Consider the following 25239-nt stretch of genomic DNA (forward strand, 5'->3'; position numbering starts at 1 on the left):
GATATCGGGGAGAAGCGAAGGAGCGGCATTGTAGTCGAGTTTGCGCCTTGCATAAAATGCGCGAGTCGATGTAAAGGGAGCTTGACATGTCAAGTTCGCTTGACTATGATGTAAAGCATACTTTACTTTGTGGAGGATGTCATGCATGAGAAGCGGGTTGGAAAAGTCTACGTCCGCGAACTGATGGGCGCACTGGGGCTGTACATGGTCCTGCTGCTCGCCGCGATCCGCTGGGGCCGGCCGATGGAAGACGGCCTGGCGCGCACGCTGGTGCTGCTGTCGCCGATGATCGGCTTCTGCGCCGCCCTGTGGGTGATCGCGCGCCACTTCGGCCGGATCGACGAATACCTGCGTATGCGGCTGCTGGAAAACGTCGCCCTGGCCGCAGCCATCACCGCCGGACTGACCTTCAGCTATGGCTTCCTGGAGACGGCCGGCTACCCGAAGCTGTCCATGTTTACCGTGTGGTGCGTGCTGTGCGGCGCCACCGTCCTGGTCCAGCTGCTGCGTAAACTGCTCGACCGATGAACAACCATATCCGAACCCTGCGCGCCGAACGCGGCTGGAGCCAGGCCGAGCTGGCCGACATGCTCGACGTCTCGCGCCAGAGCGTGAACGCGATCGAGACCGGCCGCTACGACCCCAGCCTGCCGCTGGCCTTCGCGATTGCCAGGCTGTTTCAACTACCGATCGAATCGATCTTCATCCCAGACCAGGAGTCAGCATGAAAGCATCCCTGTTGTTCGCACTACTCGTCGGCCTGGCCGGCGCCAGCCTTGTTCCCAGCGCCGCGGCGCAGGGGCCGGCGGCCCACGGGCCGGCGGCCGCCGAGGCGCCGAACCGCTTCGCCGCCCAGCCCACGCCCGCCGAGCGCTTCGAGATCAAGGGCATGCTGGTCGAGCGCCACGGTAGCGGCCCGCGGCCGCTGGTGCTGGTGCCGGGCCTGTCCAGCGGCGGCTGGGTGTGGGGGCAGATGGTGCGCGATTTCGCCCCCGGCCACAGCGTCTACGTCGTGACCCTGCCCGGCTTCGACGGCCGCCCCGCGGTGGACGGCGACCCCTTCGACGCGGCCAAGGGCGCACTCGCCGAGCTGATCGCGTCACGCAAGCTGTCCAAGCCGGTGCTGGTCGGCCACAGCCTGGGAGCGACGCTGGCGCTCGCGCTGGCCCAGGACTTGCCCCAGCAGGTGGGCGGCGTGGTCGCCATCGACGGCCTGCCGGTGTTCCCGCGCACCGAAGACATGCCGCCGGAGCAGCGCGCCGCGATGGCGGAGGGCACGCGCAAGCAGATGCTGGCGGTCACCGGCCCCGCCTTCGTCGCGCAGCAGCACCAGTACATGCGCGCCATCGGCATGGTCGACATCGGCAAGGCCGACGATGCGGCCAGGCTCACCGCGCGCAGCGATCCCGCGGCCGTCGCCGCCTGGGTCGGCGCGGTGCTGGCGCGCGACCTGCGGCCTGGCCTCACGAATGTGAAGGCCCCGGTGCTGGTGCTGGTGCCCTATTACGCGCCGGACGCCGTGGTCCTGAATAACATCACCATCGCCGACAAGCTGGCGTATTATCGGGAGCTGATGAGCGGCACCCCACGCCTGGAGGTCGAAGCCATCGACAAGGCGCGCCACTTCGCGATGGTCGACCAGCCCGAAGCCGTGGCCGATGCAGTCCGCCGTTTCCTCAAACACCTGTGAACACGAAGGAGAACCTGATGCAAAAGCTGATCTACTGGAGCGGACAATACCTGCTGGCGGCCGGCTCGATGTTCGCCCTGCTGGTCGCGATCGACGTGTTCCTGCGCGGCGAGGCGTTCGAGACCGGCTGGCGTGAATCGCTGGCGTGGTCGCTAATGGCCTCCGCCATCTTCATCGGTTCGCGCTACTACCGGGCAGACCGCGGGGCGAGCTGCGCGATGTGCCGCCATCCGGACACGAAGCGCTGATGCGACATCCTCCAGGCTGCATCAAGGCGGCGCCGGGACGGTAAAGCCATACTGCCGCCCTGGCGTATGCATGCATTTGTCATATCCATAAGATTCTGCTTGACAATACATGTAACAGGAATATTCTTGTACCCGCTACAACGAACGATGGCGCCCGCTCGACGAGGTCGGCCACGATTCGCCAAGGCAGTCCGTTTCAACATCTTGGAGGATGTGTATGTCGGTAATGACAAGGGCAGCAATGTCCCGTAGGACGATGCTGGGCGCAATCGCGTCCAGCCCACTCTGGATGCAGTCCGCATGGGCGCAGCCAAACCTGAAGATCTCCCACCAGTTCCCGCGCGCCAGCTTGGCCGAAGGTGATTTCCGCGACCGCTTGTGCCGCATGTTCGCGGCCAACGTCGAACGGCGCACCCGCGGCGGCCTGAAGTTCTCGATCCACCCAAGCGCCAGCCTGATGGCCCCCGGCGCCCAGATCGGCGCGCTGCGCAGCGGTGGCCTGGACATGGCGCTGGTGCCGCTGTCCTATGCCGGCGCCGAGGCGCCGGAGGCCAACATCGGCCTGATGCCGGGCCTGGTCACCTCGTACGAGCAGGGCTATGCCTGGAAGAATGCGCCGGTCGGCCGCGAACTGACCCGCATCCTGAACGACCAGGGCCTGGTCGTGGTCAGCTGGATCTGGCAGGCCGGCGGCGTCGCATCAACCGGCAAGCCGATCGTGCATCCGGAAGACGTCGCCGGCCTCAAGGTCCGCGGCGGTTCGCCGGAAATGGACCGCCTGCTGCTCGACGCCGGCGCTACCGTGGCCAACATGCCGTCCAACGAGATCCCGGCCGCCATGCGCGACGGCCGGCTGGATGCGGCGCTGACGTCCTCGACTTCGCTGATCTCGTTCCGCCTGCAGGAATCGGCGCGCGCCCTGACCACGGCGCGCGGCGGCGCCTACTGGTTCATGTTCGAGCCCTTGATGATGTCGCGCACCGTGTTCGACCGCCTCACCAAGCAGCAGCAGGCGGCGGTCATGGCCGTGGGCGCCGAACTGGAAGCCTTCGCCCTCAAGGCCGCGCGTGCGGATGACGCCGCGGTGGCATCGGTGTACGCCAAGAGCGGCGCCCAGATCGTCGACCTGAATGCGGAAGCACTGCGCAAGTGGCAGGCGGTGGCGCGCACCAATGCATGGCGCGAGTATGCCGAGCGCAGTGCGAGCTGCGCCAAGCTGCTGGCGCTGGCGGAACAGTCGATCGCGATGATCTGATGTTTCAAACGGCTGGGCGGCTACACCGCCCGGCCTACCCGCCCGTCACGGGCGGGAAGAATGCCACTTCGGCGCCATCCGCTACCACCGTGTCCGGTCCGCACATCACCTGCTGGTGGGCCGTGCGCACCGCCCGGTCCGGTCCCAATGCCTCGGCCCACACGCCGCCGCGCGCAGTCAGGTGCGCGCGCACCGCGCCTACGGTCGCCACGCCCTCCGGCAGCTCCAGGCTTTCCTGAGCGGTGCCGAGCTGCTCGCGCACCGACGCAAAATACCGCAATGTGATCTTCATGTGCATCCTAATGCTGCAGTTCGGCGAAGGGGATGAAACGTACCAGGTCGCCTTCAAGAATCGCCTGGCCCGGCGGATTGTCCACCAGCCCATCGCCCCAGACGGTCGAGGTCAGCACGCCCGAGCCCTGGTTGGGGAACAGGTCGAGGCCGCCGGCCGCGTTCACGCGCACGCGCAGGAACTCGTTGCGGCGGTCGCCCTTCGGCAGGGTGAAGTCGGCGCGCATGGTGTATCCGCGCGGCTCCACCGGGCCGCTCACGCCCTGCAGGCGCAGCAGGAAGGGCCGCACGAACAGCAGGAAGGTGATGAAGCTCGAGACCGGATTGCCGGGCAGGCCGATGAAGAAGCAAGCAGCTCCGGTGGAGCTGCTTGCGAGCCCGCCTTCTCGGCGGACTTCGCCGAAGGCCAGCGGCTTGCCCGGCTTGACCGCGATCTGCCACATGTTCAGCCGTCCTTCCGCTTCGACGGCGGGCTTGATGTGGTCTTCCTCGCCCACCGACACGCCGCCCGAGGTGATGATCAGGTCATGCTCGCGGGCCGCCTCGCGCAGGGTGGCGCGGGTGGCGTCCAGCGAATCCGGCACGATGCCGTAGTCGGTGAAGGCGCAGCCGAAGTTCTCCAGCAGGCCGCGCAGGGTAAAGCGGTTGGAGTTATAGATGGCGCCCGGCTGCAAGGGCTCGCCCGGCATGGCCAGCTCGTCGCCGGTGAAGAACACCGCGACCCGCACGCGGCGCAGAACCGGCAGCCGGGCCAGGCCGACCGAGGCGGCCAGGCCGAGTTCCTGGCTGCGCAGGCGGGTGCCGGCCGGCAGGATCACGGCGCCAGCGGCGACATCCTCGCCGGTCCGGCGGATCCACTCCCCCGGACGCGGCGCGTGGCGCACCGTGACGCTGTCCCCCACCGCCTCGCACTGCTCCTGCATGACGACGGCGTCGGCGCCGGGCGGAATCAGGGCGCCGGTGAAGATACGGGCGGCGCTGCCGGCCTCCAACGGCTCGCCGACGCTGCCGGCGGGAATACGCTGGGTCACGCGCAGGGTCGCGCTGCCGCTCTCGCAGTCAAGCGCGCGCACCGCGTAGCCGTCCATCTGGGTGTTGTCGGCGGAGGGAACGTCGATGGTCGCGAGCTGGTCTTCGGCGAGCACGCGGCCATTCGCCTCGAGGGTCGGCACCGTCTCGCTGTCGACCACCGGACGCACCGCGTCGAGCAGCTGGCCCAGGGCCTCGCGCACGGACAGCATGGGCGGCTTCATGTCACAAGCCCGTGTGCTGGGCGATGTAGGCTTTCATCGCCTCCACGCTCGGCTGCATGACGACGAAGCGCTGCGGCAGCGACTCGATGTCCTCGAAGCCGGCCGGGCGCTCGGCATCCTGGCCCAGCGCTTCCAGGATGGTCTCGTTGAATTTCGCGGCCAGCGCGGTTTCGAGCACGATCATCGGCACGCCGGGCTGCATGTGTTCGCGCGCGACCTTGATGCCGTCGGCGGTGTGGGTATCGATGGTGATGTCGTAGTCGTCCGCCACGTCGCGGATGGTCGCGAGACGGTCGGCGTGGGTCGATTTGCCGGAGGCGAAACCGTACTGGCCGACCAGCTTCCATTCGTCGCCGTCGCTGCCGGGACCGCCCGACAGGTCGAAGCCGCCATGGGTGTCGACCTTGCGGAACAAGGCATGGGTGCGCTCGGCGTCGCGGCCCACCAGTTCGTACACGAAGCGCTCGAAGTTGGACGCCTTCGAGATGTCCATCGAGGGGCTGCTGGTGTGGAAGGTCTCGGCGGGCTTGCGCACGCGGTACACGCCGGTACGGAAGAATTCGTCGAGCACGTCGTTCTCGTTGGTGGCGGCCACCAGCTTGTCGATCGGCAGGCCCATCATGCGGGCGATGTGGCCGGCGCAGATATTGCCGAAGTTCCCCGACGGGACGGTGAACGAGACCTTCTGGTCGTTGCTGGTGGTGGCCGCCAGGTAGCCCCGGAAGTAGTACACCACCTGGGCCACCACGCGCGCCCAGTTGATCGAGTTGACGGTGCCGATCTTGTGGCGCGCCTTGAAGGACAGGTCGTTGGACACCGCCTTGACCATGTCCTGGCAGTCGTCGAAGACGCCTTCGACGGCGATGTTGAAGATGTTCGGGTCCTGCAGGCTGAACATCTGCGCGGTCTGGAAGGCGCTCATCTTCTTGTGCGGGGACAGCATGAACACGCGCACGCCGCGCTTGCCGCGCATCGCATACTCGGCCGCGCTGCCGGTGTCGCCGGAGGTGGCACCAAAAATGTTCAGTTCGTCGTTGTTCTTCGCCAGCGCATACTCGAACAGGTTGCCGAGCAGTTGCATGGCCATGTCCTTGAAGGCCAGGGTCGGGCCGTTCGACAGGGCCTGCAGCACCAGCTTGCCGCCTGCGCCGTCCTCCAGCACGCGCAGCGGGGTGATGTCGGCCGCTGCTTCGCCTGCGCGTGCGTTGCGATAGACCTCGGGAGTGTAAGTCTTCGCGGTCAGGGCGCGCAGGTCGGCGTCGGGGATGTCGGTGGCGAACTTGCGCAAAATTTCATAGGCGAGTTCGGCGTAGGAGAGCGTGCGCCAGGCGTTCAGTTCCTCGCCTGTGACCTGCGGGTATTCTTCGGGAAGGTACAGACCGCCGTCCGGGGCGAGGCCCGCAAGCAGGATGTCGGAAAAGCGCTGGGGATTGCGTGCTGCGGACGCGCTGGTCGCGCGGGTGGAGACGTAATGCATACGGGTCGGGATCCGGTTGGGGCCAAAGTTGAACTTTTATTATAGCGCCCCAGCGCTTCGTATGCTGTGCTGCAAAAAAAAACGGGCCGCGCCCAAGCGCGGCCCCGGTTCCGCCCTGCTTCAGCAGGCCGCGTGATTCACTGTCACCACGTGCACCGCGAGTCCACCCAGCGAAGTCTCCTTGTACTTCACCTGCATGTCCGCGCCGGTCTGGCGCATGGTTTCGATCGCGTTGTCCAGGCTGACGAAGTGGGTGCCGTCGCCCTTCAGGGCCAGCGAGGCTGCGGTGATCGCCTTGATCGCCCCCATGCCGTTGCGCTCGATGCAGGGAATCTGCACCAGCCCGCCGATCGGGTCGCAGGTCATGCCGAGGTGGTGCTCGATGCCGATCTCCGCCGCGTTCTCGATGCGCTCGTTGGAGCCGCCCAGGGCCGCCACCAGGCCGGCCGCCGCCATCGCGCAGGCCACGCCGACCTCGCCCTGGCAGCCGATCTCGGCGCCCGAGATCGAGGCGTTCTTCTTGCACAGCATGCCGATCGCGGCGGACGTGAGCAGGAAATCGCGGATGCCCTTGACCGGGTCGCTCGGGCGGCAGTCTTCGGCGTAGTAGCGCAGCACCGCCGGGATGATGCCGGCCGCGCCGTTGGTCGGGGCGGTGACGACACGGCCGCCGGCCGCGTTTTCTTCGTTGACCGCCATCGCGTACAGGGTCACGTGGTGCGTCGCATCATGCGGCAGCTCGTTGACGCGTTTACCTTCCGTGCAATGCGCCTGCTTCCACAGCTTGGCCGCGCGGCGCTTGACGTTCAGGCCGCCCGGCAGCTGGCCTTCGGTGACCAGGCCGTGGGCGATACAGTCGCGCATGGTTTCCCAGATGCGGTCCAGGCCCGCGTCCAGATCGCTCTCGCTCATGCGCACCAGCTCGTTCGCGCGCAGCATGTGCGGAATCGACAGGCCGTGTTCCCTGCCCTGCGCCAGCAGCTCGCTCATGGTGCTGAAGGGGAAAGGCACCTGCCTTGACGCGGGCCCGTCCGCGCGGTTCTGGCTTTCGCCCGCCGCGGTGATGAAGCCGCCGCCCACCGAGTAGTAGATGCGCTCGATGATGCTGCCGTCAAGCAGCTTGAGCACGAACTTCATGCCGTTCGGGTGTTCCGGCAAGCTTGACTGCTTGTGCCACACCAGGCCGGTGGCGTACTGGAACGGCACTTCCTTCTCGCTCAGCAGTGTCAAGACGCCGTCCATCTCGGCTTCGGCCAGCTTGTCCTCGACGGTATCCGGATCGATGCCTTGCGGGGTCTCGCCCATCAGGCCCAGGATCACGGCCTTGTCGGTGGCGTGGCCGACGCCGGTCAAGGCCAGCGAACCGTACAGGTGCGCCTCGACGCCCACTGCCTGTTCCAGCGAACCGCATTCCAGCAGGAAGCGGCGCGCCGCCACCATCGGTCCCACCGTGTGGGAGCTCGACGGCCCGATACCGATCTTGAACAGATCAAAAACACTCATGTCCATCGTTGTCTCGACTCTTCAGTTTTTTATTATTGTGTTACGGGTGAAGCGACTCAGGCCGTGATGCCCACGTCGATGTTCTTCAGCATGCTCTCGACCATCTCATCCACGCCAATGCGCGCCTTCCAGCCCCAATCGAGGGTCGCGCGGCTGTCGTCCAGGCTCCTCGGCCAGGTATCGGCGATCTGCTGGCGGCTGTCCGGCTTGTAGGCGATCTCGAAGCCCGGGACCGCTTTCTGGATGGCGGCGGCCAGTTCGCGCGGGTTGAAGGACACGCCTGCCACGTTGTACGAGGAACGGATCGCAACTTTCTCGCTCGGCGCGTCCATCAGCTCGATGGTCGCACGAATCGCGTCCGGCATGTAGATCATCGGCAGCGTGGTTTCCGGCCCCAGGAAGCATTCGTAGGTCTCGCCCTTGAGCGCCGAATGGAAGATGGCGATCGCGTAGTCGGTGGTGCCGCCGCCCGGGGGCGACTTGAAGCTGATGATTCCGGGATAGCGGATCGAGCGCACGTCCACGGCGTACTTGCTGTGGTAGTACTCGCACAGGCGCTCGCCGGCCAGCTTGCTGATGCCGTAGATCGTGGTCGGGTCCATGACCGTGTACTGGGCCGTGTTCTCGGCCGGGGTGTTCGGACCGAAGGCGGCGATCGAGGACGGCCAGAACACCTTCAGCGGCTTGCCCGCCTCACCGCGCTCGCGCGCCACTTCCAGGATGTTGAGCAGGCCGTCCATGTTCAGCGTCCAGGCCTTGAGCGGCGCCTTTTCGCCGGTGGCGGACAGCAGCGCCGCCAGTTGGTAGACCTGGGTGATGCCTTCCTGCTCGATCAGCCTGGACAGGCGTTCGCGGTCCAGCACGTCGAGCTGGGTGTAGCGCGCGGCGCCGTAGATGTTGGTGCTGCCGATGTCCGAAGCGATCACCTTGTCCGGGCCATGCTGTTCGGCCAGGGCGGTGACCAGTTCGCTGCCGATCTGGCCGTTGGCGCCGATGATGAGGATGCGTTCCATGTTGTTCCGATCTAGATCTTAGTTATTCTTGAGGATGCCCAGCTCTTTGCCGGCCTGCTCGAAAGCCTTCAGCACGGTGTCGAGCTGCTCGCGGGTGTGGGCGGCCGACAGCTGGACGCGCACACGCGCCTGGCCCATCGGCACCACCGGGTAGAAGAAGCCCGACAGCAGCACGCCCAGTTCGAACATGCGGGCCGCGAATTTCTGGGCGATCGGCGCTTCGAACAGCATCACTGGCACCACCGGGTGGGTGCCCGGCTTGATGGTGAACCCGATACGCTCGATCTCCTTGCGGAAGTAGGCGGTGTTCTCATGCAGGCGGTCGCGCAGCTCGGTCGACTTCGAGATACGATCCAGCACCGCCAGACTAGCGCCGGCGATCATCGGCGCCAGGGTGTTCGAGAACAGGTAGGGACGCGACTTCTGACGCAGGGTCTCGATCACTTCCTTGCGGCCCGAGGTGAAGCCGCCCATCGCGCCGCCCAGGGCCTTGCCCAGGGTGCCGGTGATGATGTCGATCTTGCCGATAACGCCGCAGTGTTCGTGGGTGCCGCGGCCGGTCTTGCCCATGAAGCCCGAGGCGTGCGATTCGTCGATCATGGTCAGGGCGCCGTACTTCTCGGCCAGCTCGACGATCTTGTCCAGCTGGGCGATGGTGCCGTCCATCGAGAACACGCCGTCGGTGACGATGATCTTGTGGCGCTTGCCTGCTTCGGTCGCGGCGACCAGCTGCTTTTCCAGGTCGGCCATGTCGTTGTTGGCATAGCGGTAGCGCGCTGCCTTGCACAGGCGCACGCCGTCGATGATCGAGGCGTGGTTCAGGGCATCCGAGATGATCGCGTCGTTCTCGTCGAACAGGGGCTCGAACACGCCGCCGTTGGCGTCGAACGCGGCCGCGTACAGGATGGTGTCTTCGGTGCCGAGGAACTCGGACAGCTTCTGCTCCAGCTCCTTGTGCACGGTCTGGGTGCCGCAGATGAAGCGCACCGAGGACAGGCCGTAGCCGTACTTTTCCAGGGCGGCCGCGGCGGCCTGGGAGGTCTGCTCGTCGCCGGACAGGCCGAGGTAGTTGTTGGCGCACATATTGATGAGCGTGCGGCCGTCCTGGGACACGACTTCCGAACCCTGGCGCGAGGCGATCACGCGCTCCGGCTTGAACAGGCCGTCGCTGCGCAGCGTCTCGAGTTTCGATTGCAGGCCGCTATAGAATGCTTGATCGCTCATGGTGTCCCTACTCCCTGGTTTGATCCGGCTTGACCGGTGGTTGGCGAATGTCGTATCGTTGGACCCGTTCGGTTCATGGAACCGAGTTCTGTATGTCGAACGAAAATTCAATATATTGAATCTTACCCCCAGCTAATGAACTTGGCAAGCCAAGCATAAGCATATTCAGGCAGTAATAAGTCAATGAGCAAAACTCTAACAAATAACGCTCCGCCCGAAGTTGGCGCCACGCTACAGCGCCTGCGTCTGGCCCGCGGCCTGACCCTGGAAGACCTGTCGCGCATCGCGGGGGTGTCGAAGTCGATGCTGTCCCAGATCGAGCGCGAGAAGGCCAATCCCACCATCGCCATCACCTGGCGCCTGGCCAATGCCCTGGGCGTGGAGATCGGCGAGCTGCTCTCGTCCGAAGTGCGCTCGGTGGACCTGATCCGCGTGGTCGACGCCCACGAGACCCCCACCCTGCCCGGCGCCCACGCCGGCTATTCGCTGCGCATCCTGGGGCCGATGGACCTGGCGGGCAAGTACGAATGGTACGAGCTGACCCTGGCGCCCGGGGGCGAACTGAAATCGCAGGCCCACGATCCGGGGACCAGCGAGCACCTGACCGTCATTACCGGGGCGATCGAACTGGAGGTGGGGACGGAGAAGAAGAAGATCAAGCATGGGGGGACGGCGCGCTATCCGGCCGACCATGACCATGTGATCAGGAATGCGGGGAAGACGGAGGCGAAAGCCTTGCTGGTCGTGGTGCAGCGCTAGACCGGCGTATCAAAACAACAACGGCCGCCGGATCACTCCGAGCGGCCGTTGTTTTTACAGGTCAAGCGCAGCTTACTTGCTGCCGCCAACCGCCGTCGGCGCAGCCTCACCCATCTTCAGTTCACGCGCCAGGAAGCCCCAGCGATCGGCCACTTCCTCGATCTGCTTGGTGGTCGGCTTGCCCGCGCCATGCCCCGCCTTGGTCTCGATGCGGATCAGGATCGGCGCCGCGCCCGCCTGGGCAGCCTGGGCCGCCGCGGCGTACTTGAAGCTGTGCGCCGGCACCACGCGGTCATCGTGGTCGGCGGTGGTCACCATGGTCGCCGGGTAGCAGGTGCCGGCCTTCAGGTTGTGCAGCGGCGAGTACTTGACCAGGGCCTTGAACTCCTCCGGGTTCTCCGACGAGCCGTAGTCCGAGGTCCAGGCCCAGCCGATGGTGAACTTGTGGAAGCGCAGCATGTCCATCACGCCCACGGCCGGGATCGCCGCGCCGAACAGCTCCGGACGCTGGGTCATTGCCGCGCCCACCAGCAGGCCGCCGTTGGAACCGCCGCCGATCGCCAGCTTGCTTGGTGAGGTCACCTTGTTGGCAACCAGCCATTCGGCCGCGCCGATGAAGTCGTCGAACACGTTCTGCTTCTGCAGCTTGGTACCGGCCTGGTGCCAGGCTTCGCCGTATTCGCCGCCGCCGCGCAGGTTGGCCACCACGTAGACGCCGCCCATCTCCATCCAGGCCAGGTTGGCCGGCGAGAAGCCCGGCGTCATCGAGATGTTGAATCCGCCGTAGCCGTACAGGTAGGTCGGGTTCTGGCCGTCCAGCTTGATGCCCTTCTTCGAGACGATGAACATCGGGACCTTGGTGCCGTCCTTGCTGGTGAAGAACTGCTGGCGGGTCTCGTAATCAAGCGGGTTGAAGTCGACCTTCGGCTGGCGGAACACGGTGCTCTGGCCGGTCTTCAGGTTCAGGCGGTAGATCGTGGTCGGGGTGGTGAAGCCGGCGAACGAGTAGAAGGTCTCGGTCTCATTGCGCTTGCCCGACAGGCCGCCGACGGTACCGATGCCCGGCAGTTTCACTTCGCGCACCAGCTTGCCCTTGAGGTCATGCACGCGCACGACGCTGCGCGCATCCTTCAGGTACTCGAGCACCAGCTGGTTGTTGATGATGTCGGCGCCGGCCAGGGTATCGGCGCTTTCGGCGACGATCTCTTTCCAGTTGTTTTCCGCCGGCTTGGTCACGTCGATCGCGACGATGCGTTTTTTTGGCGCGTTGCGGTCGGTGCTGAAGTAGAACACGCTGCCGATGTTGTCGATGAAGTCGTAGCCGGCGTCGAAGTTGTCGACCAGGTCGACCACCTTGGAATCCGGCTTGGACAGGTCCTTGTACGAGATGCGGTACTTGGGCGCCGTGCCCTTGGTGGTCGTGATGATCAGGTAGCGGCCGTCGTCGGTGGTGTGGCCGCCGAAGCCCCATTCCTTCTGGTCGGGACGGTCGTACACCAGCGTGTCGGCACTCTGCGGGGTGCCGAGGCGGTGGTAGTACAGCTTCTGGAAGTAGTTCACGTCGGCCAGCTTGGTCGCTTCCTTCGGCTCGTCGTAGCGGCTGTAGAAGAAGCCCTTGCCGTCCTTGGTCCAGGCGGTGCTGGAGAACTTGACCCACTTGATGTGGTCTTCCAGGTCCTTGCCGGTGTCGACGTCGCGCACGCGGATCTCGTTCCAGTCCGAGCCCGATGCGGCGGTGCTGTAGGCCAGCAGCTTGCCGTCCGGGCTGACGGCGGCGCCGGCCAGGGCGACGGTGCCGTCGCTCGACATGGTATTCGGGTCGAGCAGCACGCGCGGGGTGTCGGTCAGGCTCTTCTGGGTGTACAGGACCGACTGGTTCTGCAGGCCGTCGTTGCGCGAATAGAAGTAGCGGCCGCCTTCCTTGCCCGGCACGCTGTAGCGCTCGTAGTTCCACAGCTTGGTCAGGCGCTCGCGGATCGCCGCACGCTGCGGGATCTGCGCCAGGTAAGCCTGGGTCACCTTGTTCTGCGCCGTTACCCACTCTTTGGTCTCGGCGCTGTTCGCGTCCTCGAGCCAGCGGTAGGGATCGGCCACCGTGGTGCCGTGGTAGTTGTCGGTATGGTCGACCTTCTTCGAGACCGGGTAGGTCAGGGAGGGGCCGTTTGCGGGGCAGCTTTGTGCCAGCGCCGTATTGGCGCCGAAGGCCGCGGCCAGCAGGGCGACGAGCGTTGCGTGTCTCAGGGTCATGTCGTTCTCATGTTCGAGTTATTCATGGGGTCGGCTTGCGCCGAAGGCCATCATAACGCGAATTGCCGGGCTCGCATATGCGGCGGACCGCCGCAGCGCCTTCCCGCGGCGCTAGCGGGCGATACCCTGCCCGCTAGCGCCCTGGCGGGTGGAAGCCTGGCGTGCGGACGCCTGCCCCTTCTGCTGGCGGCGCGCGGCCCGCACCCGGGTGGCCAGGGCGCGCGCCCAGGTGCCGCCGGTGCCGGCCAACCGGCCGGCCACGCTGCCGCGCGAGCGCCGGCCTTCCGGGCCGGCGCCGGCGGCCAACAGCATCCACATGTAGGCGCGCAGCGGGTCGCGCTCGACGCCGCGGCCACTGTTGACCATGCCGCCCAGGTTGTACTGGGCCAGCGCATGGCCCTGCTCGGCCGCCTGCCGGTACCAGTAGCTGGCCAGGGTGTCGTCGTGCGGCACGCCCTGGCCGTTGGCATACAGGACCCCGAGGTTGTTCTGGGCGCTGGCGTCGCCCTGCTGGGCCGCGCGCCGGTACCATTCGGCGGCGCGCGCCTCGTCGCGCGGCACGCCGTCGCCCTTGGCGTACATGACCCCGAGGCTGAACTGGGCATTGGCCGCGCCCTGCTCGGCGGCCCGCAGGTAATAGTCGAGCGCGCGGGACGGATCGGGCCGGGTGCCGCGCCCCGTGGCATACATGACGCCGGCACAGTACTGGGCCTGCACGTGTCCGCGCGCGGCCGCGCGCAGGAAGCATTCCAGCGCCCGCTCGTCGCCGCCGCCGCCGTGGCCGGCCGCCAGCAGCGTGCCGAGCCCGTAGTGCGCCTCGGCGTCGTCCTGCCCGGCTGCACGCTCGAGCCAGGCGATGGCGCGCGCCGGGTCTTTCGGCACGCCCTGGCCGTTGGCATAGGCCAGGCCGAGGAAGCGCTGCGCCACCGCGATGCCCCCTGCCGCCGCTTCGCGGAACCAGCACACGGCCTGCGCATCGTCGGCCTCGACACCGTCGCCGCGGCGGTACATCAGCGCGAGATTGAGCTGGGCCTGGCCGTGCCCCTGGCGCGCGGCCTTGCGGAACCAGGCCATCGCCAGCGGATGGCTGACCGGCGCACCGAGTCCCTGGAGATAGCATTCGCCCAGCAGGTTCTGGGCGCTGGCCAAGCCCTGCTCCGCAGCCCGGTAGAACCAGCCGAAGGCGAGCTCGTGCGACTGCGGGACGCCGCGTCCCTTGCGGAAGAGCTGGCCCAGGTTCTGCTGGGCGGCGGGATCGCCCTGGGCGGCGGCGCGCCCGAACCACAGCGCGGCGAGCTCGTCGCTGCGCGGTCCGCCGCGGCCGTTGCAGTACATGGCGCCGAGGTGGTTCTGCGCGGTGGCCAGGCCCTGGCGGGCCGCGCGCTGCATCCATTCGAGCGCGCGCACGTCGTCGCGCTCGACGGCATCGCCGTGCTTGTAGAGCAGGCCGAGGTTGAACTGTGCGTAAGGATCGCCGCGCTCGGCGGCGGGCAGGAACCACTGGAAGACTTCGTGTCCCTCGCGGGCGTCGTTCTGGCGATTCATCCCTACCCCCTTCGGCCTTCCGGGCCGTTCAACAAGGCGGGTTTGGAGAATCACCCGCCGTTGTTAAAATTTTAAGGATAGCGACCCTCGCGTGATTTGCGTCCGCACAATCGTGGGAATGCCACATGCATGCGCGGACGTGGTAGTAAGCGATCGGTACTGGCCTCAGGCGGCGCCGCGCTCGCGCTCGAGGCTGGCGTATTTGTCCAGGAAGACGGGGACCTTGGCGGCGGCCAGCTTGTTCACCGAGACCAGCAGGTCCGGCGCCACCCGCTGCAGGCCATGCGTGCTGCCGAGGTGGCGCGCGGCGTGCAGCAGCACGTGGGCCGCCACCTCCGCGTCGGCCTCGGCCCGGTGGGCCGCCCCTTTGAACTGGATGCCGAGGCGGTTCGAAAGGTTGCCGAGCTTGTAGCTGGGCAGGCCCGGGAACAGGCGGCGCGACAGCTTCAGCGAGCACACCAGGCCGCAGTGGCCGGTCGGGCGGCCGATGCGCCAGCCCTCGGCCTTCAGGAACTTCTCGTCGAAGCTGGCGTTGTGGGCCGACAGGGTGTCGCCGCCGATGAAGTCGAGCAGCTCGGCCACCACCTTCTGGCTCGGCGGCGCGGTGTCGACCATGTCCTGGGTGATCCCGGTGAGCTGGGTGATGAAGGACGGGATGCGCACGCCGCAGTTCACCAGCGAGACGTAGCGCTCGCGGATCTCGCCGCCGACGATGCGCAGCGCGGCCACTTCGGTGATGCGGTCGCCCATCTCGGGCGACAGGCCGGTGGTCTCGAAGTCGAGCATCACGATCGGGCGTTCAAACACACTCATATTCCGTCCTCCTGTTATCGCTGTTAACCATACTTGCGCAGCGCGTCGAGCGCCAGGCCGGCGCCGATACTGCCGAACAGGTCGCCCTCGACCTTGCGTGCGCGCGGTACCAGCGCCGCGATCCGTTCGCGCAGCAGCGACACGCCGCTCGAACCGCCGGTGAAGAAGACCGTGTCCACCGCATCCGGTTCCACGCCGGCATCAAGGAACAGGCGCAGCACGGTGGCGCCGACGCTGTCGACCAGCTGGCCGATGGCGGCCTCGAAGCCTTCGCGAGTCACGGTCAAGGTTTCCGGCGGCGCCAGGCGGTCGAGCTCCATCGTCAGCGAGGGGCTGCCGGACAGGCCGATCTTGGCCGCTTCGACCTGGATCGCCAGCCAGTGGCCGGCGCGCTCGTCGATCAGCTTCTGCAGGCGCACCAGCTTGGCCGGCTCGGCCGCGTCGCGCACCAGGTCGGCCAGCTGGGCGACGCTCTTGCGCGTGTAGGCCTGGTTGATGGTGTGCCAGGTGGCCAGGTTGAAGTAGTAGCTCGACGGGATCGCGGCGCCGGACAGCATGCTGCTGCCGTAACCGAGCAGCGGCATCACGCTCGCCAGGCTCAGGTACTTGTCGAAGTCGGTGCCGCCGATGTGCACGCCGCCGTTGGCGAGGATGTCGTCGCGCCGCTCGGTGCGACCGGCGCGCTCCGGGCCGAGCCGCACCAGCGAGAAGTCCGAAGTGCCGCCGCCGATGTCGGCGATCAGGACCAGTTCCTCGCGGTCGATCTGGGATTCGTAGTCGAAGGCGGCGGCGATCGGCTCGTACTGGAACGATATCTCGCGGAAGCCGCTCGACCTGGCCACTTCCTCCAGCGTGTCCTGGGCGCGGCGGTCGGCCTCCGGGTCGTCGTCGATGAAGAAGACCGGACGCCCGAACACGGCGCTGCCGAATTCGCGGCCGGCCTGGCGTTCGGCGCGGCGCTTGACTTCACCGATGAACTGGCCGAGCAGCGCCTTGAAGGGCAGCGCGCGCCCGCCCACTTCGGTCTGGCCGTCGATCAGGCTGGTGCCGAGCAGGCTTTTCAGGGAGCGCATCAGGCGCCCCTCGTAGCCCTCGAGGTACTCGGCCAGGGCGGCGCGGCCGTAACTCACCTGCTCGTCGTCCGCGTTGAAGAACACGACCGAAGGCAGGGTCGCCTTGCCGTCTTCCAGGGCCAGCAAGGCGCTGGCGCCGGCCTGGTAGCTGCTGCCGGAGAGCCAGCCGACGGTGGAATTGGAGGTGCCGAAATCAAGGCCGCATGCGAGCGCCATAGGAAGCTTATCAATGGAGGGGGCGGTATGGTAACAGATCTGCGGCGGTTTTCGCCGTCCGGGCGATGCCTTTTTCCGGTCTGTGGCAAACTCGTACACACCCCGTATGTACAGGACGACAGCAGCGACCATGGACCCTGCCCCGGCCGAATGGCTAATGAAGCGCAACTGCTCGATGACGCCGCGCCAGGCGCTGCTCGTCTATGCGCTGCTGTGCACGGCCACGCTCGGCATCGCCCTGGTGTTCACCTGGCGCGGCGCCTGGATGGTACTGGCTTTCGCCCTGCTCGAGACCGGGGCGCTGGGCGCCGCCCTCCTGCACTACTGCCGCCACGCCCTCGACCACGAGCGCATCCGCCTGGAGCACGGCTGCCTGCTGGTCGAGCGTGCCGACGGCGCCAGGCTGTCGACGGTCCAGCTCGACCCCAGCCACGCCCGCGTCAGCCTGCCCGATAGCGGCATGCGGACCCTGGTGCAGATCGAGGCGCGCGGGGTGCACGTCGAGATTGGGCGTTATCTGACGCCCTCGGGACGCCTCGAGCTGGTCCGCGCCCTGCGTAGCGCCCTGCGCGGCGTTTCCATCCTGTATAGCGCGCCCGGCCGCTCCCTGTAAGCAACTTCTTACACAAGCACGGCAACTGTACCGATTTGGTGCACGCCCGCCGGTGTCCATAATGCTGCTCTTAACTGCGTGACAACAAAACGCATTTTGCAACGCACAACAACAAGGCGTACTGATTACATGAGCAATCTCCAACAGGCTGGCGCCGTCGTGGTTCACGGCGGCGCGGGCGCTCCGACGGAAAACGAAGACGGCTGCGTCCTGGCCGCGCGCCGCGCACTGGCGCAGCTGGAAGTCAACGGCGACGCGCTGGATGCCGCCATCATCGCCGTCACCACCCTCGAGGACGACGGCCGCTTCAACGCCGGCAGCGGCGCCACGCTGGGACTGGACGGCGAAACCATCGAGATGGATGCGGCGATCATGGATACCCGCGGCCGCCTCGGCACGGTGGCCTGCGTGCGCGACGTGGCGAACCCGGTCAAGCTGGCGCGCGCCATCGCCGACACCCCGCACGTGATGCTGGCCGGCGAAGGCGCGCAGCGCTTCGCACGCACCATCGGCCTGCCCGGCGGTGCGCGCATCTCGGAGCGCCAGCGCCTTGAGCACCGCAAGCTGATGCAGGAACTGGCCGGCTCGGTGCCGCTCATGCCCGGCATCGACAACCGCCTGTTCGATCGCTTCTGGAACTACAAGACCCCGCTGCAGCTGCCGAAGTCCTCGGCCTGCGACACCGTCGGCGCCGTGGTGCGCGGGCCGGACGGCCACTTCGCGGTGGCCTGCTCCACCGGCGGCTCGGCGCCCTCCCTGCTGGGCCGGGTGGGCGACAGCCCGATCATCGGCAGCGGCTTCTATGTCGGCTCGCTCGGCGCCATCGCCGCCAGCGGGATCGGCGAACACATCGTGCGCCACCTGCTGGCGCGCACGGTCTACGGCTGGATCGAATACGGCATGTCGCTCGAGGAGGCGCTCAAGCGCGGCGTCGAGCTGTTCGACAAGGACGTGGATGTCGGCCTGATCGGTGTCACCCGCACCGAGGCCGGCGCTTACTGCAACCAGGGCATGCCCTATTCGAAGATGACCCAGCGATGAGCGAACAACAACAGAAGAATGGCCACCTCGTGATCATCGGCGGCCACGAAGACCGCAAGCGCGAGATGGAAATCCTCAAGCGCTTCGTCGAACTGTCCGGCGGCGCCGAGGCCAACATCGTCGTGATCACCGCGGCCAGCACCGTCGCCGACGAAATGTGGAGCATGTACGACGAAGCATTCGGCACGCTCGGCGTGGAGAATCGCCGCCACCTGGAGGTGACCAGCCGCCAGGACGCCAACAGCGAAGACTTCGTGCGCCAGGTGGATGAAGCCACCGGCATCTTCATGACCGGCGGCGACCAGAAGCGCCTGCTGGCCCTGCTCGGCGGCAGCGCCCTGGACGCGGCGATGCACGTCGCGCTCAAGGTGCGCGGCGTGACCATCGGCGGCACCAGCGCCGGCGCCTCGGCCATGTCCGGCCACATGCTGGCCACCGGCCGCGTCGAACTCCATCCCGAGAAGGGATCGGTCAGCCTCGGCGCCGGACTCGGCTTCCTGCACCGGGTGGTGATCGACCAGCACTTCTCGGAGCGCCAGCGGCTGTCGCGCCTGCTCAGCGTGGTGGCCCAGAACCCTTACCTGCAGGGCATCGGCATCGACGAGGACACCGCGCTGGTGGTCGATATCGGGGCCGGCATCGAGGTGCTGGGCCAGGGCGCCGTCACCATCGTCGACGGCCGCACCATGATCACCAACGTGGCCGACATCAAGGACCGCGACACCCCGGAGCTGATCGACGTGCGCCTGCACCTGCTGCCGGCGGGCAGCAGCTACCGCCTGCCGTCCGCGGACAGCGATGCCGGCCGAGGCCTGCCGCCCCCACTGCTCGATTTTTTGGAAAATGTAACGAAACGGAACCCGCTTTCATGAAAATCAGAGAAAAACGAATGCTGCGCGGCCCCAACCTGTATGCCGCCAGCCCCTGCCTGATGGCAGTCATCGACGACGGTTTCACCAAGGCCCCGGGCTTCGCGGCGCGCCTGTTCGAGCTGCTGCCGGCCCTGCCGCCGGACGCCGCCGTGCGCCTGGCCGACGACGCCCTGCTGGTCGAGGCGATCGAGCCGGTGGTGATGGAACTGCAGCGCCTGGCCGGTGCTCCCGGCAGCTTCGGCGCGACCCTGGCGGTGGCCGGCACCCCGCGCACCCGCCGCGTCGTCTGCGGCTACCAAGCCGAACAGGTGGCCGAGGCGGCCCTGCGCGTGGCGCTGGACCTGGTCCATGCGGCCGCCGAAGACCGCTACTATGACCTGCCCAAGGCGCTGGACGCGCTGCGCGAGATTGCGCAAGACTACGCGATCGGCACCAGCACCAATGCGGTGGTGCAGGCGGCGCTGCGGCGCGGCATTCCGGCCCTGCGCCTGACCGATGAAGCCAACCTGTTCCAGCTCGGCTGGGGCAGCCGCCAGAAGCGCCTGCAGGCCACCATCACCGGCGCCACCAATTCGATCGCGGTCGGCATCGCCAGCGACAAGCAGCTGACCAAGGCCCTGCTGGACGTGGCCGGGGTCCCGGTCCCGGCGGGCAGCACCGTCTCGACCGAGGAGGAAGCGCTGCGCGCCGCGCGCCGCCTGTCCGGGCCGGCGACGGTCAAGCCGCTCGACGGCAACCAGGGCAAGGGCGTGACCACCAACTGCGCCACGCCTGAGGAAGTTGCACGCGCCTTTGCGCACGCGCGCAAGTACGGCCGCAAGATCATCGTCGAAGAGCATCTGGTGGGACGCGATTACCGCGTCCTGGTCACCGGGCGCAAGGTGGCTGCCGCATCCTGGCGCCGTCCGCCCTGCGTGGTGGGCGACGGCCACTCGACGATCCGCGAACTGGTCGAGATCGAGAACCGCAACCCGGCGCGCGGCGAAGGCCACACCAACATCCTGACCAGGATCCCGATGGATGCGCTGGCCGAGGAAACCCTGGCCAAGCAGGGCTATGCTTTCGACACCGTGCTGGCCAGCGGCGTGACGGCCGACCTGCGCGGCAACGCCAACCTGTCGACCGGCGGCACCGCCGAGGACGTGACCGACCTGCTGCCGGAAGAGACGCGCGACATCTGCATCCGCGCCGCGCGCACCATCGGCCTGGACATCGCCGGCATCGACATCGTGTGCCAGGATATCGCCCGTCCCCTGCGCGAGCAGAAAGGCGGCATCATCGAGGTCAACGCGGCGCCCGGCATCCGCATGCACCAGTACCCGAGCCGCGGCACCCCGCGCGACGCCGGCGCGGCCATCGTCGACGCCCTGTTCGGCGAGTGCGACGGCCGCATTCCGACCGTGGCCATTACCGGCACCAACGGCAAGACCACCACCTCGCTGCTGATCGCCCATGCGGTGCGCCAGACCGGCCTGCGCACCGGCGTGACCACCACCGAGGGCGTGTACGTCGACGGCGTGCTCACCATCAAAGGCGACTGCACCGGCTACCGCTCGGCGCGCAGCGTCCTGTCCAGCCCGGAAGTCGACTTCGCGGTGCTGGAGACGGCGCGCGGCGGCATCCTCAAGCGCGGCCTGGCCTATGACCGCGTCGACGTCTCGGTGGTGCTGAACGTCTCCAGCGACCACCTGGGCCTGGACGGCGTCGAGACCCTCGACGACCTGGCCAAGGTGAAGGCGGTGGTGGCCCAGCGCGCCTCGCGCGCGGTGGTGCTCAATGCCGAGGACGACTACTGCGTGGCGATGGCGGGCGAGCTGCGCGACGGCGTCGAAGTGATCTACTTCTCGCTCGACGCCGACAACCCGGTCCTGCTGCGCCACCTGGAAAACGGCGGGCGGGCGGTCTACCTGCAGGACCAGACCCTGGTGCTGGCCAACGGCGCGCGCCACGAGGCGCTGGTCGATGCGCGCCAGATGCCGGTCTCGCTGGGCGGGGCGGCGCGCTACAACATCGCGAATGCCCTCGCGGCGGCAGCGGCCCTTACCGCCCACGGCTTCGGCAACCTCGAGATCGCCGAGGGCCTGCGCAGCTTCGTCTCGGACGCCAAGCACAATCCCATGCGCTCGAACGTGTTCGACGTCGATGGCGTGACCGTGATCGTCGACTACGCCCACAACTGCGCCGCCTACGCCGCGCTGGCCGAAAGCGCGCGCGCCCTGAGCGCCGGCCGCCTGGTCGGGGTGGTGGCCGCGCCGGGCGACCGCCGCGACGCCGACCTGGTCGACATCGGACGCACCTGTGCGGCCGGCTTCGACGACCTGGTGGTGTACGAGACCGAGAACCGCGGCCGCGCCGATGGCGAAACCGCTGCCCTGCTGGTGCGCGGCGCCAAGCTGGGCAAGCTGGCCGACGATTCGCTCAGCGTGGTGCTGCCCTCGCACCAGGCGATCCGCCATGGCCTGTCGCTGTGCCAGCCGGGCGACGTGCTGGTCTTCGGCTGCGGCACCACGTTGTCGGAACTGACCGATGCCCTGCGTCCGGACAAGCCGGAACTGGCGCGCAGGATCGAGGCGGAAGCGATCTGATTCCCGCGCACCCGAGTCCACGCAAAACGCCCCTGCACGGGGCGTTTTGCTTAAGCATTACTTAAACTGATAAATCCTTGGCCATGAATGCGCCAAACTTTTGCAATTAGTTACAAATTGCTATTTTAATGCGTGCATTCAACTGTTACCTTGCTCATCCGTAACCCGGCCCGCTCCTCACGACAGCGGACCGGCTCGAATTCGGAAGGAAAAGGTATGCAGAAAGTGTTGGCCGTTCTCTTCGCAGGCATGGCATTCGCCGGCGCCGTCCAGGCTGCCGAGCCGGTGCACGCCGGCGCGGGGCAAGCCTACGCCGGCGTGGCGGTGTCCGGCGTCGACTATGTCGGCGCGGCGACCAAGGCCAGCCCGAAGGTGTTCGGCGGCTACCAGTTCGGCAAGCGCCTGGCGGTCGAAGGCGGCGCCGTCGACCTGAAGAACGGCTACGGCATGTACATCGCCGTCAAGCCCAGTATCCCGCTGACCGAGAAACTGAGCGCCTACGGCAAGGTGGGCGTGGCCCAGACCCGCCGCCCGGCGCTACCGCCGCCGGCCCCGAGCGCGCTGGGCAAGAAGACCGACACCGGCGCCTATGGCGCCTTCGGCCTGCAGTACTCGATCACCCCGAACGCCGCCGTCACGCTCGAGTACGAGCGCCTGCCCATGAAAAAGCCGGACGTCCTCAAACCCAACGTCTGGACCCTGGCTCTGCAGTTCTTCTTCTGACCTGACAACCCGGGGTCAGGTCTGACATTCGGACACGAGCTCGAGCGTTATCGAGGTGTATTGCTCAGGCCGTGTCTCAATGTCAGACCTGACCCCAACAAAAAAGCGGCCCGCAGGCCGCTGTTTCGTTGGCGCGGGTCTCAGACCTGCGCCGCCACCAGGTCCGCGCTTTCCGGATCATCGACCCGCAAGGCATCCACGAACACCTGCAGCGAGGAGCCGCAGGCGAACACCAGCACGTCGCCAGGACGGCACAGGCTCAGGCCGTGGCGGATCGCCTCCCCCACCTCGATCACCCGGTGCAGCGTGTCGCTCATGCCGGCTGCGTCTTCGGCGCCGTCGAGGATCAGGTCGACCGCCTCGCCCACCGCGCGCCCGCGGCTTTGCGACTCGTACACCACCAGCTCGTCGAAGCGTGCGCCGCACACGCGGCCGACCTCGCGCAGGTCCTCGTCGCGGCGGTCGCCCGGGGCGGTGACGATGCCAACCAGCTGCCCCGGCAGCAGGGCGCGCGCCATCTCGGCCATTGCCTTGTAGGCCGCCGGGTTGTGCGCGTAGTCGACGATCACGGTCACGCCGCGGATGTCGAACATATTGGTGCGCAGCGGATTGGTGCGGCCGTTCGACACAAAAGTAGACAGGCCGGTGGCGATCTGCAGGTTGCTGAAGCCTGAAGCCATCAGGGCGGCCGCCGCCGCCAGGCTGTTGGCGATGTTGAAGCGGGCGCGCCCGCCGAAGGCCACCGGCATGCTTTCGACACGCACCAGTTCCTGGTGCAGGTTGCCGTCGGCGACCACCACCGCGTTGTCCTGCAGGTAGACGCCGCGGCCGCCGTCTTCCAGGTGCTGCAGGAAGACCGGGCTTTCCGGGTCCATCGAGAAGTAGACGATCTCCGCTTCCGGCTTGGCGCGGCGTCCCATGGCCACGCACAGCGGGTCTTCGGCGTTTAGCACCACGGCGCGCGAGGCCGAGGTGGCGACCACCGCCTTGACCTGTGCCAGGTCTTCCACGGTGTCGACGCCGTCCAGGCCGAGGTGGTCGGCGGCGATGTTCAGCACCACGCCGACGTCGCAGCGGTCAAACGCGAGGCCGCGCTTGAGGATGCCGCCGCGCGCCGTCTCCAGCACCGCGACCTCGACGTCGGGCGAGCCGAGCACGGTGCGCGCCGACCAGTAGCCGGTGCAGTCGCCCTTGGCCACCTGCTTGCCGTCGATGAAGACACCTTCGGTGGTGGTCACGCCGGTCACCTTGCCCGCCAGGCGCACCGTGTGGGCGATCAGGAGCGTGGTGGTGGTCTTGCCGTTGGTGCCGGTCACGGCGATCAGCGGAATACGGCCGCTTGATTCGCCCATCAGCCCCTGCACGATGGCGTCGCCGGCGTCGCGCGGCTCGCCCGCGCTCGGGTACTGGTGCATGCGGATGCCGGGCGCGGCGTTGACCTCGATGACGGCGCCGCGCTGGGCCTCGAGCGGCAGCGCGATGTCGCGGCAGACGATGTCGATGCCGGCCACGTCCAGCCCGATCTTGGCGGCGGCCCGCACGCACAGCAGGCGCGTCGATTCCGGCAGCAGGTCGGTCACGTCTTCGGCGGTGCCGCCGGTGGACAGGTTGGCGTTGCCACGCAGTTCGGCCGTGACGCCGACCGGCAGCACGCTGTCGAAGTCGAAGCCCTGCTTGCGCAGGATGTCGGCCGCATGGTCGTCGAGCGCGATCGTGGTGAGGATGTTGGTGTGGCCGGAGCCGCGCGCCGGGTTCTCGTTCTCGCGCTCGACCAGTTCGCGCACGGTGGCGAGGCCGTCGCCGACCACGTGGGCCGGGCGGCGCATCGCGGCCGCCGCCACCTGGCCGCCGGCGACCAGCACGCGGTAGTCGCGGCCTTCGACGAAGCGCTCGACGATGATGCGGCGGCCGTACTGGCGCGCGAACTCGAAGGCGCGCGTCACCTGCTCGTCGTCGCGGCAGTCGACCGTGACGCCCTTGCCCTGGTTGCCATCGAGCGGCTTGAGTGTGACCGGCGCCCGCATGCGCGCGGCGGCCCGGCAGGCATCCTCGGCGGAGGTGACCACCGAACCTTCCGGCACCGGCACGCCCGCTTCCTTGAGCAGGGTCTTGGTGAGCTGCTTGTCGCTGGCGATCTTCACCGCGATGAAGCTGGTGTCGCCGGTGGTGGTGGCCTGCAGGCGCTTCTGCTTGACGCCCCAGCCCAGCAGGAACAGGTTGGCGTCCTCGGTGATGCGCTGGGTCGGTATGCCGCGCTCGTGCGCCGCCGCCAGCACCGCCGCGGTGCTGGTGCCGATGGCGTGGCGCGCGGCGATCGAGCGCAGCTCGTCCAGGCGCGGGGCCAGGTCGAAGTCTTCCTCGTTACCAAACGCGGTGACCAGGTCCACCGCCAGCTGGAAAGCGGGCTGCACCAGCTTCTCGGACTGGTAGGCGCAGACGATGCGGAAGACGCCGGGACGGCCCGCAACCGGGCGCGTGCGCCCGTAGCTGGCCGGCGACGTCGACTCACCTGCGGCCAGCGTCTGCAGCTCGAGCGTCACCTGCTCGATCACGCGGCCGAGGTAGGTGCCTTCGCGCAGGCGCTGGGCGAAGCCGCCGCGCTGGCCGATCGGCAGGATCTGTCCCGCAAGCGAAGGCAGCGCGCCCAGCAGCGCGTCGTTGAAGCCTGGGATGTCTTTCGAGGAGATGCCATACAGGTCCTGCAGGTCGATCACGCTCAGCAGGCAGGGAGAGTCGGCGTGGACGTTGGGTCCACGCAGGAAGCGCTGTTCCAGGATTTGCACGAATAGATCCTTGTA

General features: G+C 67.4%; 22 protein-coding genes. 11 read left to right on the top strand and 11 right to left on the bottom strand.

All coding sequences use genetic code 11. From position 1 onward, the window contains the following. The first annotated feature begins 141 nt into the window (after positions 1-141). The 5 genes from ACK6C6_RS11585 (at position 142) to dctP (ending at position 3193) form a co-directional block, all read left to right on the top strand. Positions 142-528 carry a hypothetical protein gene (locus ACK6C6_RS11585; protein WP_409267449.1) on the top strand — a complete coding sequence of 129 codons (387 nt, stop codon included), beginning with the start codon at positions 142-144 and terminating at the stop codon, positions 526-528. Further along, entirely contained in the window at positions 525-728 is a 204-nt protein-coding gene (locus ACK6C6_RS11590) for a helix-turn-helix transcriptional regulator (RefSeq protein ID WP_027864181.1), read from the top strand. Before ACK6C6_RS11585 ends, ACK6C6_RS11590 begins: the two co-directional genes overlap by 4 nt. Then, positions 725-1690 carry an alpha/beta fold hydrolase gene (locus ACK6C6_RS11595; RefSeq protein ID WP_409267450.1) on the top strand — a complete coding sequence of 322 codons (966 nt, stop codon included), beginning with the start codon at positions 725-727 and terminating at the stop codon, positions 1688-1690. The genes ACK6C6_RS11590 and ACK6C6_RS11595 overlap by 4 nt, the downstream gene beginning before the upstream one ends. Before the next feature lie 17 nt (positions 1691-1707). After that, on the top strand, positions 1708-1938 hold the full coding sequence (locus ACK6C6_RS11600) for a hypothetical protein (RefSeq protein ID WP_409267451.1): 231 nt from the start codon (positions 1708-1710) through the stop codon (positions 1936-1938). A 241-nt stretch (positions 1939-2179) separates the two neighbouring features. Then, positions 2180-3193: a TRAP transporter substrate-binding protein DctP gene (dctP, locus tag ACK6C6_RS11605; protein WP_409267452.1), complete on the top strand. Its 1014-nt coding sequence runs from the start codon at positions 2180-2182 to the stop codon at positions 3191-3193. A gap of 34 nt (positions 3194-3227) precedes the next feature. On the opposite strand, the gene moaD is transcribed toward dctP, so the two are convergent. The 6 genes from moaD to ACK6C6_RS11635 form a co-directional block, all read right to left on the bottom strand. Further along, positions 3228-3485 carry a molybdopterin converting factor subunit 1 gene (moaD, locus tag ACK6C6_RS11610; RefSeq protein WP_209586749.1) on the bottom strand — a complete coding sequence of 86 codons (258 nt, stop codon included), beginning with the start codon at positions 3483-3485 and terminating at the stop codon, positions 3228-3230. Positions 3486-3492: 7 nt separating this feature from the next. Beyond that, on the bottom strand, positions 3493-4737 hold the full coding sequence (gene glp, locus ACK6C6_RS11615; protein ID WP_409267453.1) for a gephyrin-like molybdotransferase Glp: 1245 nt from the start codon (positions 4735-4737) through the stop codon (positions 3493-3495). A 1-nt stretch (position 4738) separates the two neighbouring features. Further along, complete coding sequence (gene thrC / locus ACK6C6_RS11620) at positions 4739-6214, bottom strand: threonine synthase (RefSeq protein ID WP_209586750.1); 1476 nt, start codon at positions 6212-6214, stop codon at positions 4739-4741. Between the two features lie 120 nt (positions 6215-6334). After that, on the bottom strand, positions 6335-7723 hold the full coding sequence (locus ACK6C6_RS11625) for an L-serine ammonia-lyase (RefSeq protein ID WP_409267454.1): 1389 nt from the start codon (positions 7721-7723) through the stop codon (positions 6335-6337). A 50-nt stretch (positions 7724-7773) separates the two neighbouring features. Then, positions 7774-8730, bottom strand: a complete 957-nt coding sequence (locus ACK6C6_RS11630; RefSeq protein ID WP_409267455.1) for an NAD-dependent epimerase/dehydratase family protein — start codon at positions 8728-8730, stop codon at positions 7774-7776. Positions 8731-8748: 18 nt separating this feature from the next. Continuing rightward, complete coding sequence (locus ACK6C6_RS11635; RefSeq protein WP_409267456.1) at positions 8749-9954, bottom strand: glycine C-acetyltransferase; 1206 nt, start codon at positions 9952-9954, stop codon at positions 8749-8751. 183 nt (positions 9955-10137) lie between these two features. Here ACK6C6_RS11635 and ACK6C6_RS11640 point away from each other — a divergent pair, with 183 nt between their 5' ends. Further along, positions 10138-10713, top strand: a complete 576-nt coding sequence (locus ACK6C6_RS11640; RefSeq protein ID WP_313032393.1) for an XRE family transcriptional regulator — start codon at positions 10138-10140, stop codon at positions 10711-10713. 72 nt (positions 10714-10785) lie between these two features. On the opposite strand, the gene ACK6C6_RS11645 is transcribed toward ACK6C6_RS11640, so the two are convergent. From ACK6C6_RS11645 to ACK6C6_RS11660, 4 genes are all read right to left on the bottom strand, one after another. Continuing rightward, positions 10786-12960, bottom strand: a complete 2175-nt coding sequence (locus ACK6C6_RS11645) for a prolyl oligopeptidase family serine peptidase (RefSeq protein WP_409267457.1) — start codon at positions 12958-12960, stop codon at positions 10786-10788. A gap of 111 nt (positions 12961-13071) precedes the next feature. Continuing rightward, positions 13072-14505 carry a tetratricopeptide repeat protein gene (locus ACK6C6_RS11650; RefSeq protein ID WP_409267458.1) on the bottom strand — a complete coding sequence of 478 codons (1434 nt, stop codon included), beginning with the start codon at positions 14503-14505 and terminating at the stop codon, positions 13072-13074. Positions 14506-14670: 165 nt separating this feature from the next. Beyond that, a complete protein-coding gene (locus tag ACK6C6_RS11655; RefSeq protein ID WP_200879924.1) occupies positions 14671-15318 on the bottom strand; it encodes a PolC-type DNA polymerase III in 648 nt (215 codons plus the stop codon). A 23-nt stretch (positions 15319-15341) separates the two neighbouring features. Next, positions 15342-16607: an Hsp70 family protein gene (locus tag ACK6C6_RS11660; protein ID WP_409267459.1), complete on the bottom strand. Its 1266-nt coding sequence runs from the start codon at positions 16605-16607 to the stop codon at positions 15342-15344. A gap of 130 nt (positions 16608-16737) precedes the next feature. Between ACK6C6_RS11660 and ACK6C6_RS11665 the strand changes: the two genes are divergently transcribed. The 5 genes from ACK6C6_RS11665 to ACK6C6_RS11685 all read left to right on the top strand — a co-directional run bounded on the left by ACK6C6_RS11665 (position 16738) and on the right by ACK6C6_RS11685 (position 22441). Beyond that, positions 16738-17220: a DUF2244 domain-containing protein gene (locus ACK6C6_RS11665; RefSeq protein ID WP_409267460.1), complete on the top strand. Its 483-nt coding sequence runs from the start codon at positions 16738-16740 to the stop codon at positions 17218-17220. A gap of 129 nt (positions 17221-17349) precedes the next feature. Beyond that, entirely contained in the window at positions 17350-18261 is a 912-nt protein-coding gene (locus ACK6C6_RS11670; RefSeq protein ID WP_409267461.1) for an isoaspartyl peptidase/L-asparaginase, read from the top strand. Continuing rightward, positions 18258-19133: a cyanophycinase gene (locus ACK6C6_RS11675; protein ID WP_409267462.1), complete on the top strand. Its 876-nt coding sequence runs from the start codon at positions 18258-18260 to the stop codon at positions 19131-19133. The genes ACK6C6_RS11670 and ACK6C6_RS11675 overlap by 4 nt, the downstream gene beginning before the upstream one ends. Beyond that, a complete protein-coding gene (cphA, locus tag ACK6C6_RS11680; RefSeq protein ID WP_409267463.1) occupies positions 19130-21718 on the top strand; it encodes a cyanophycin synthetase in 2589 nt (862 codons plus the stop codon). The genes ACK6C6_RS11675 and cphA (ACK6C6_RS11680) overlap by 4 nt, the downstream gene beginning before the upstream one ends. Positions 21719-21934: 216 nt before the next feature. Beyond that, complete coding sequence (locus tag ACK6C6_RS11685; protein WP_409267464.1) at positions 21935-22441, top strand: outer membrane beta-barrel protein; 507 nt, start codon at positions 21935-21937, stop codon at positions 22439-22441. 140 nt (positions 22442-22581) lie between these two features. Here ACK6C6_RS11685 and cphA (ACK6C6_RS11690) read toward each other — a convergent pair whose 3' ends face one another. Continuing rightward, positions 22582-25224, bottom strand: a complete 2643-nt coding sequence (cphA, locus tag ACK6C6_RS11690; protein ID WP_409267465.1) for a cyanophycin synthetase — start codon at positions 25222-25224, stop codon at positions 22582-22584. Between the last annotated feature and the right edge of the window lie 15 nt (positions 25225-25239).

The sequence above is a fragment of the Massilia sp. BHUDP2 genome (assembly GCF_046236355.1).
Lineage (GTDB): Bacteria > Pseudomonadota > Gammaproteobacteria > Burkholderiales > Burkholderiaceae_D > Telluria > Telluria varians.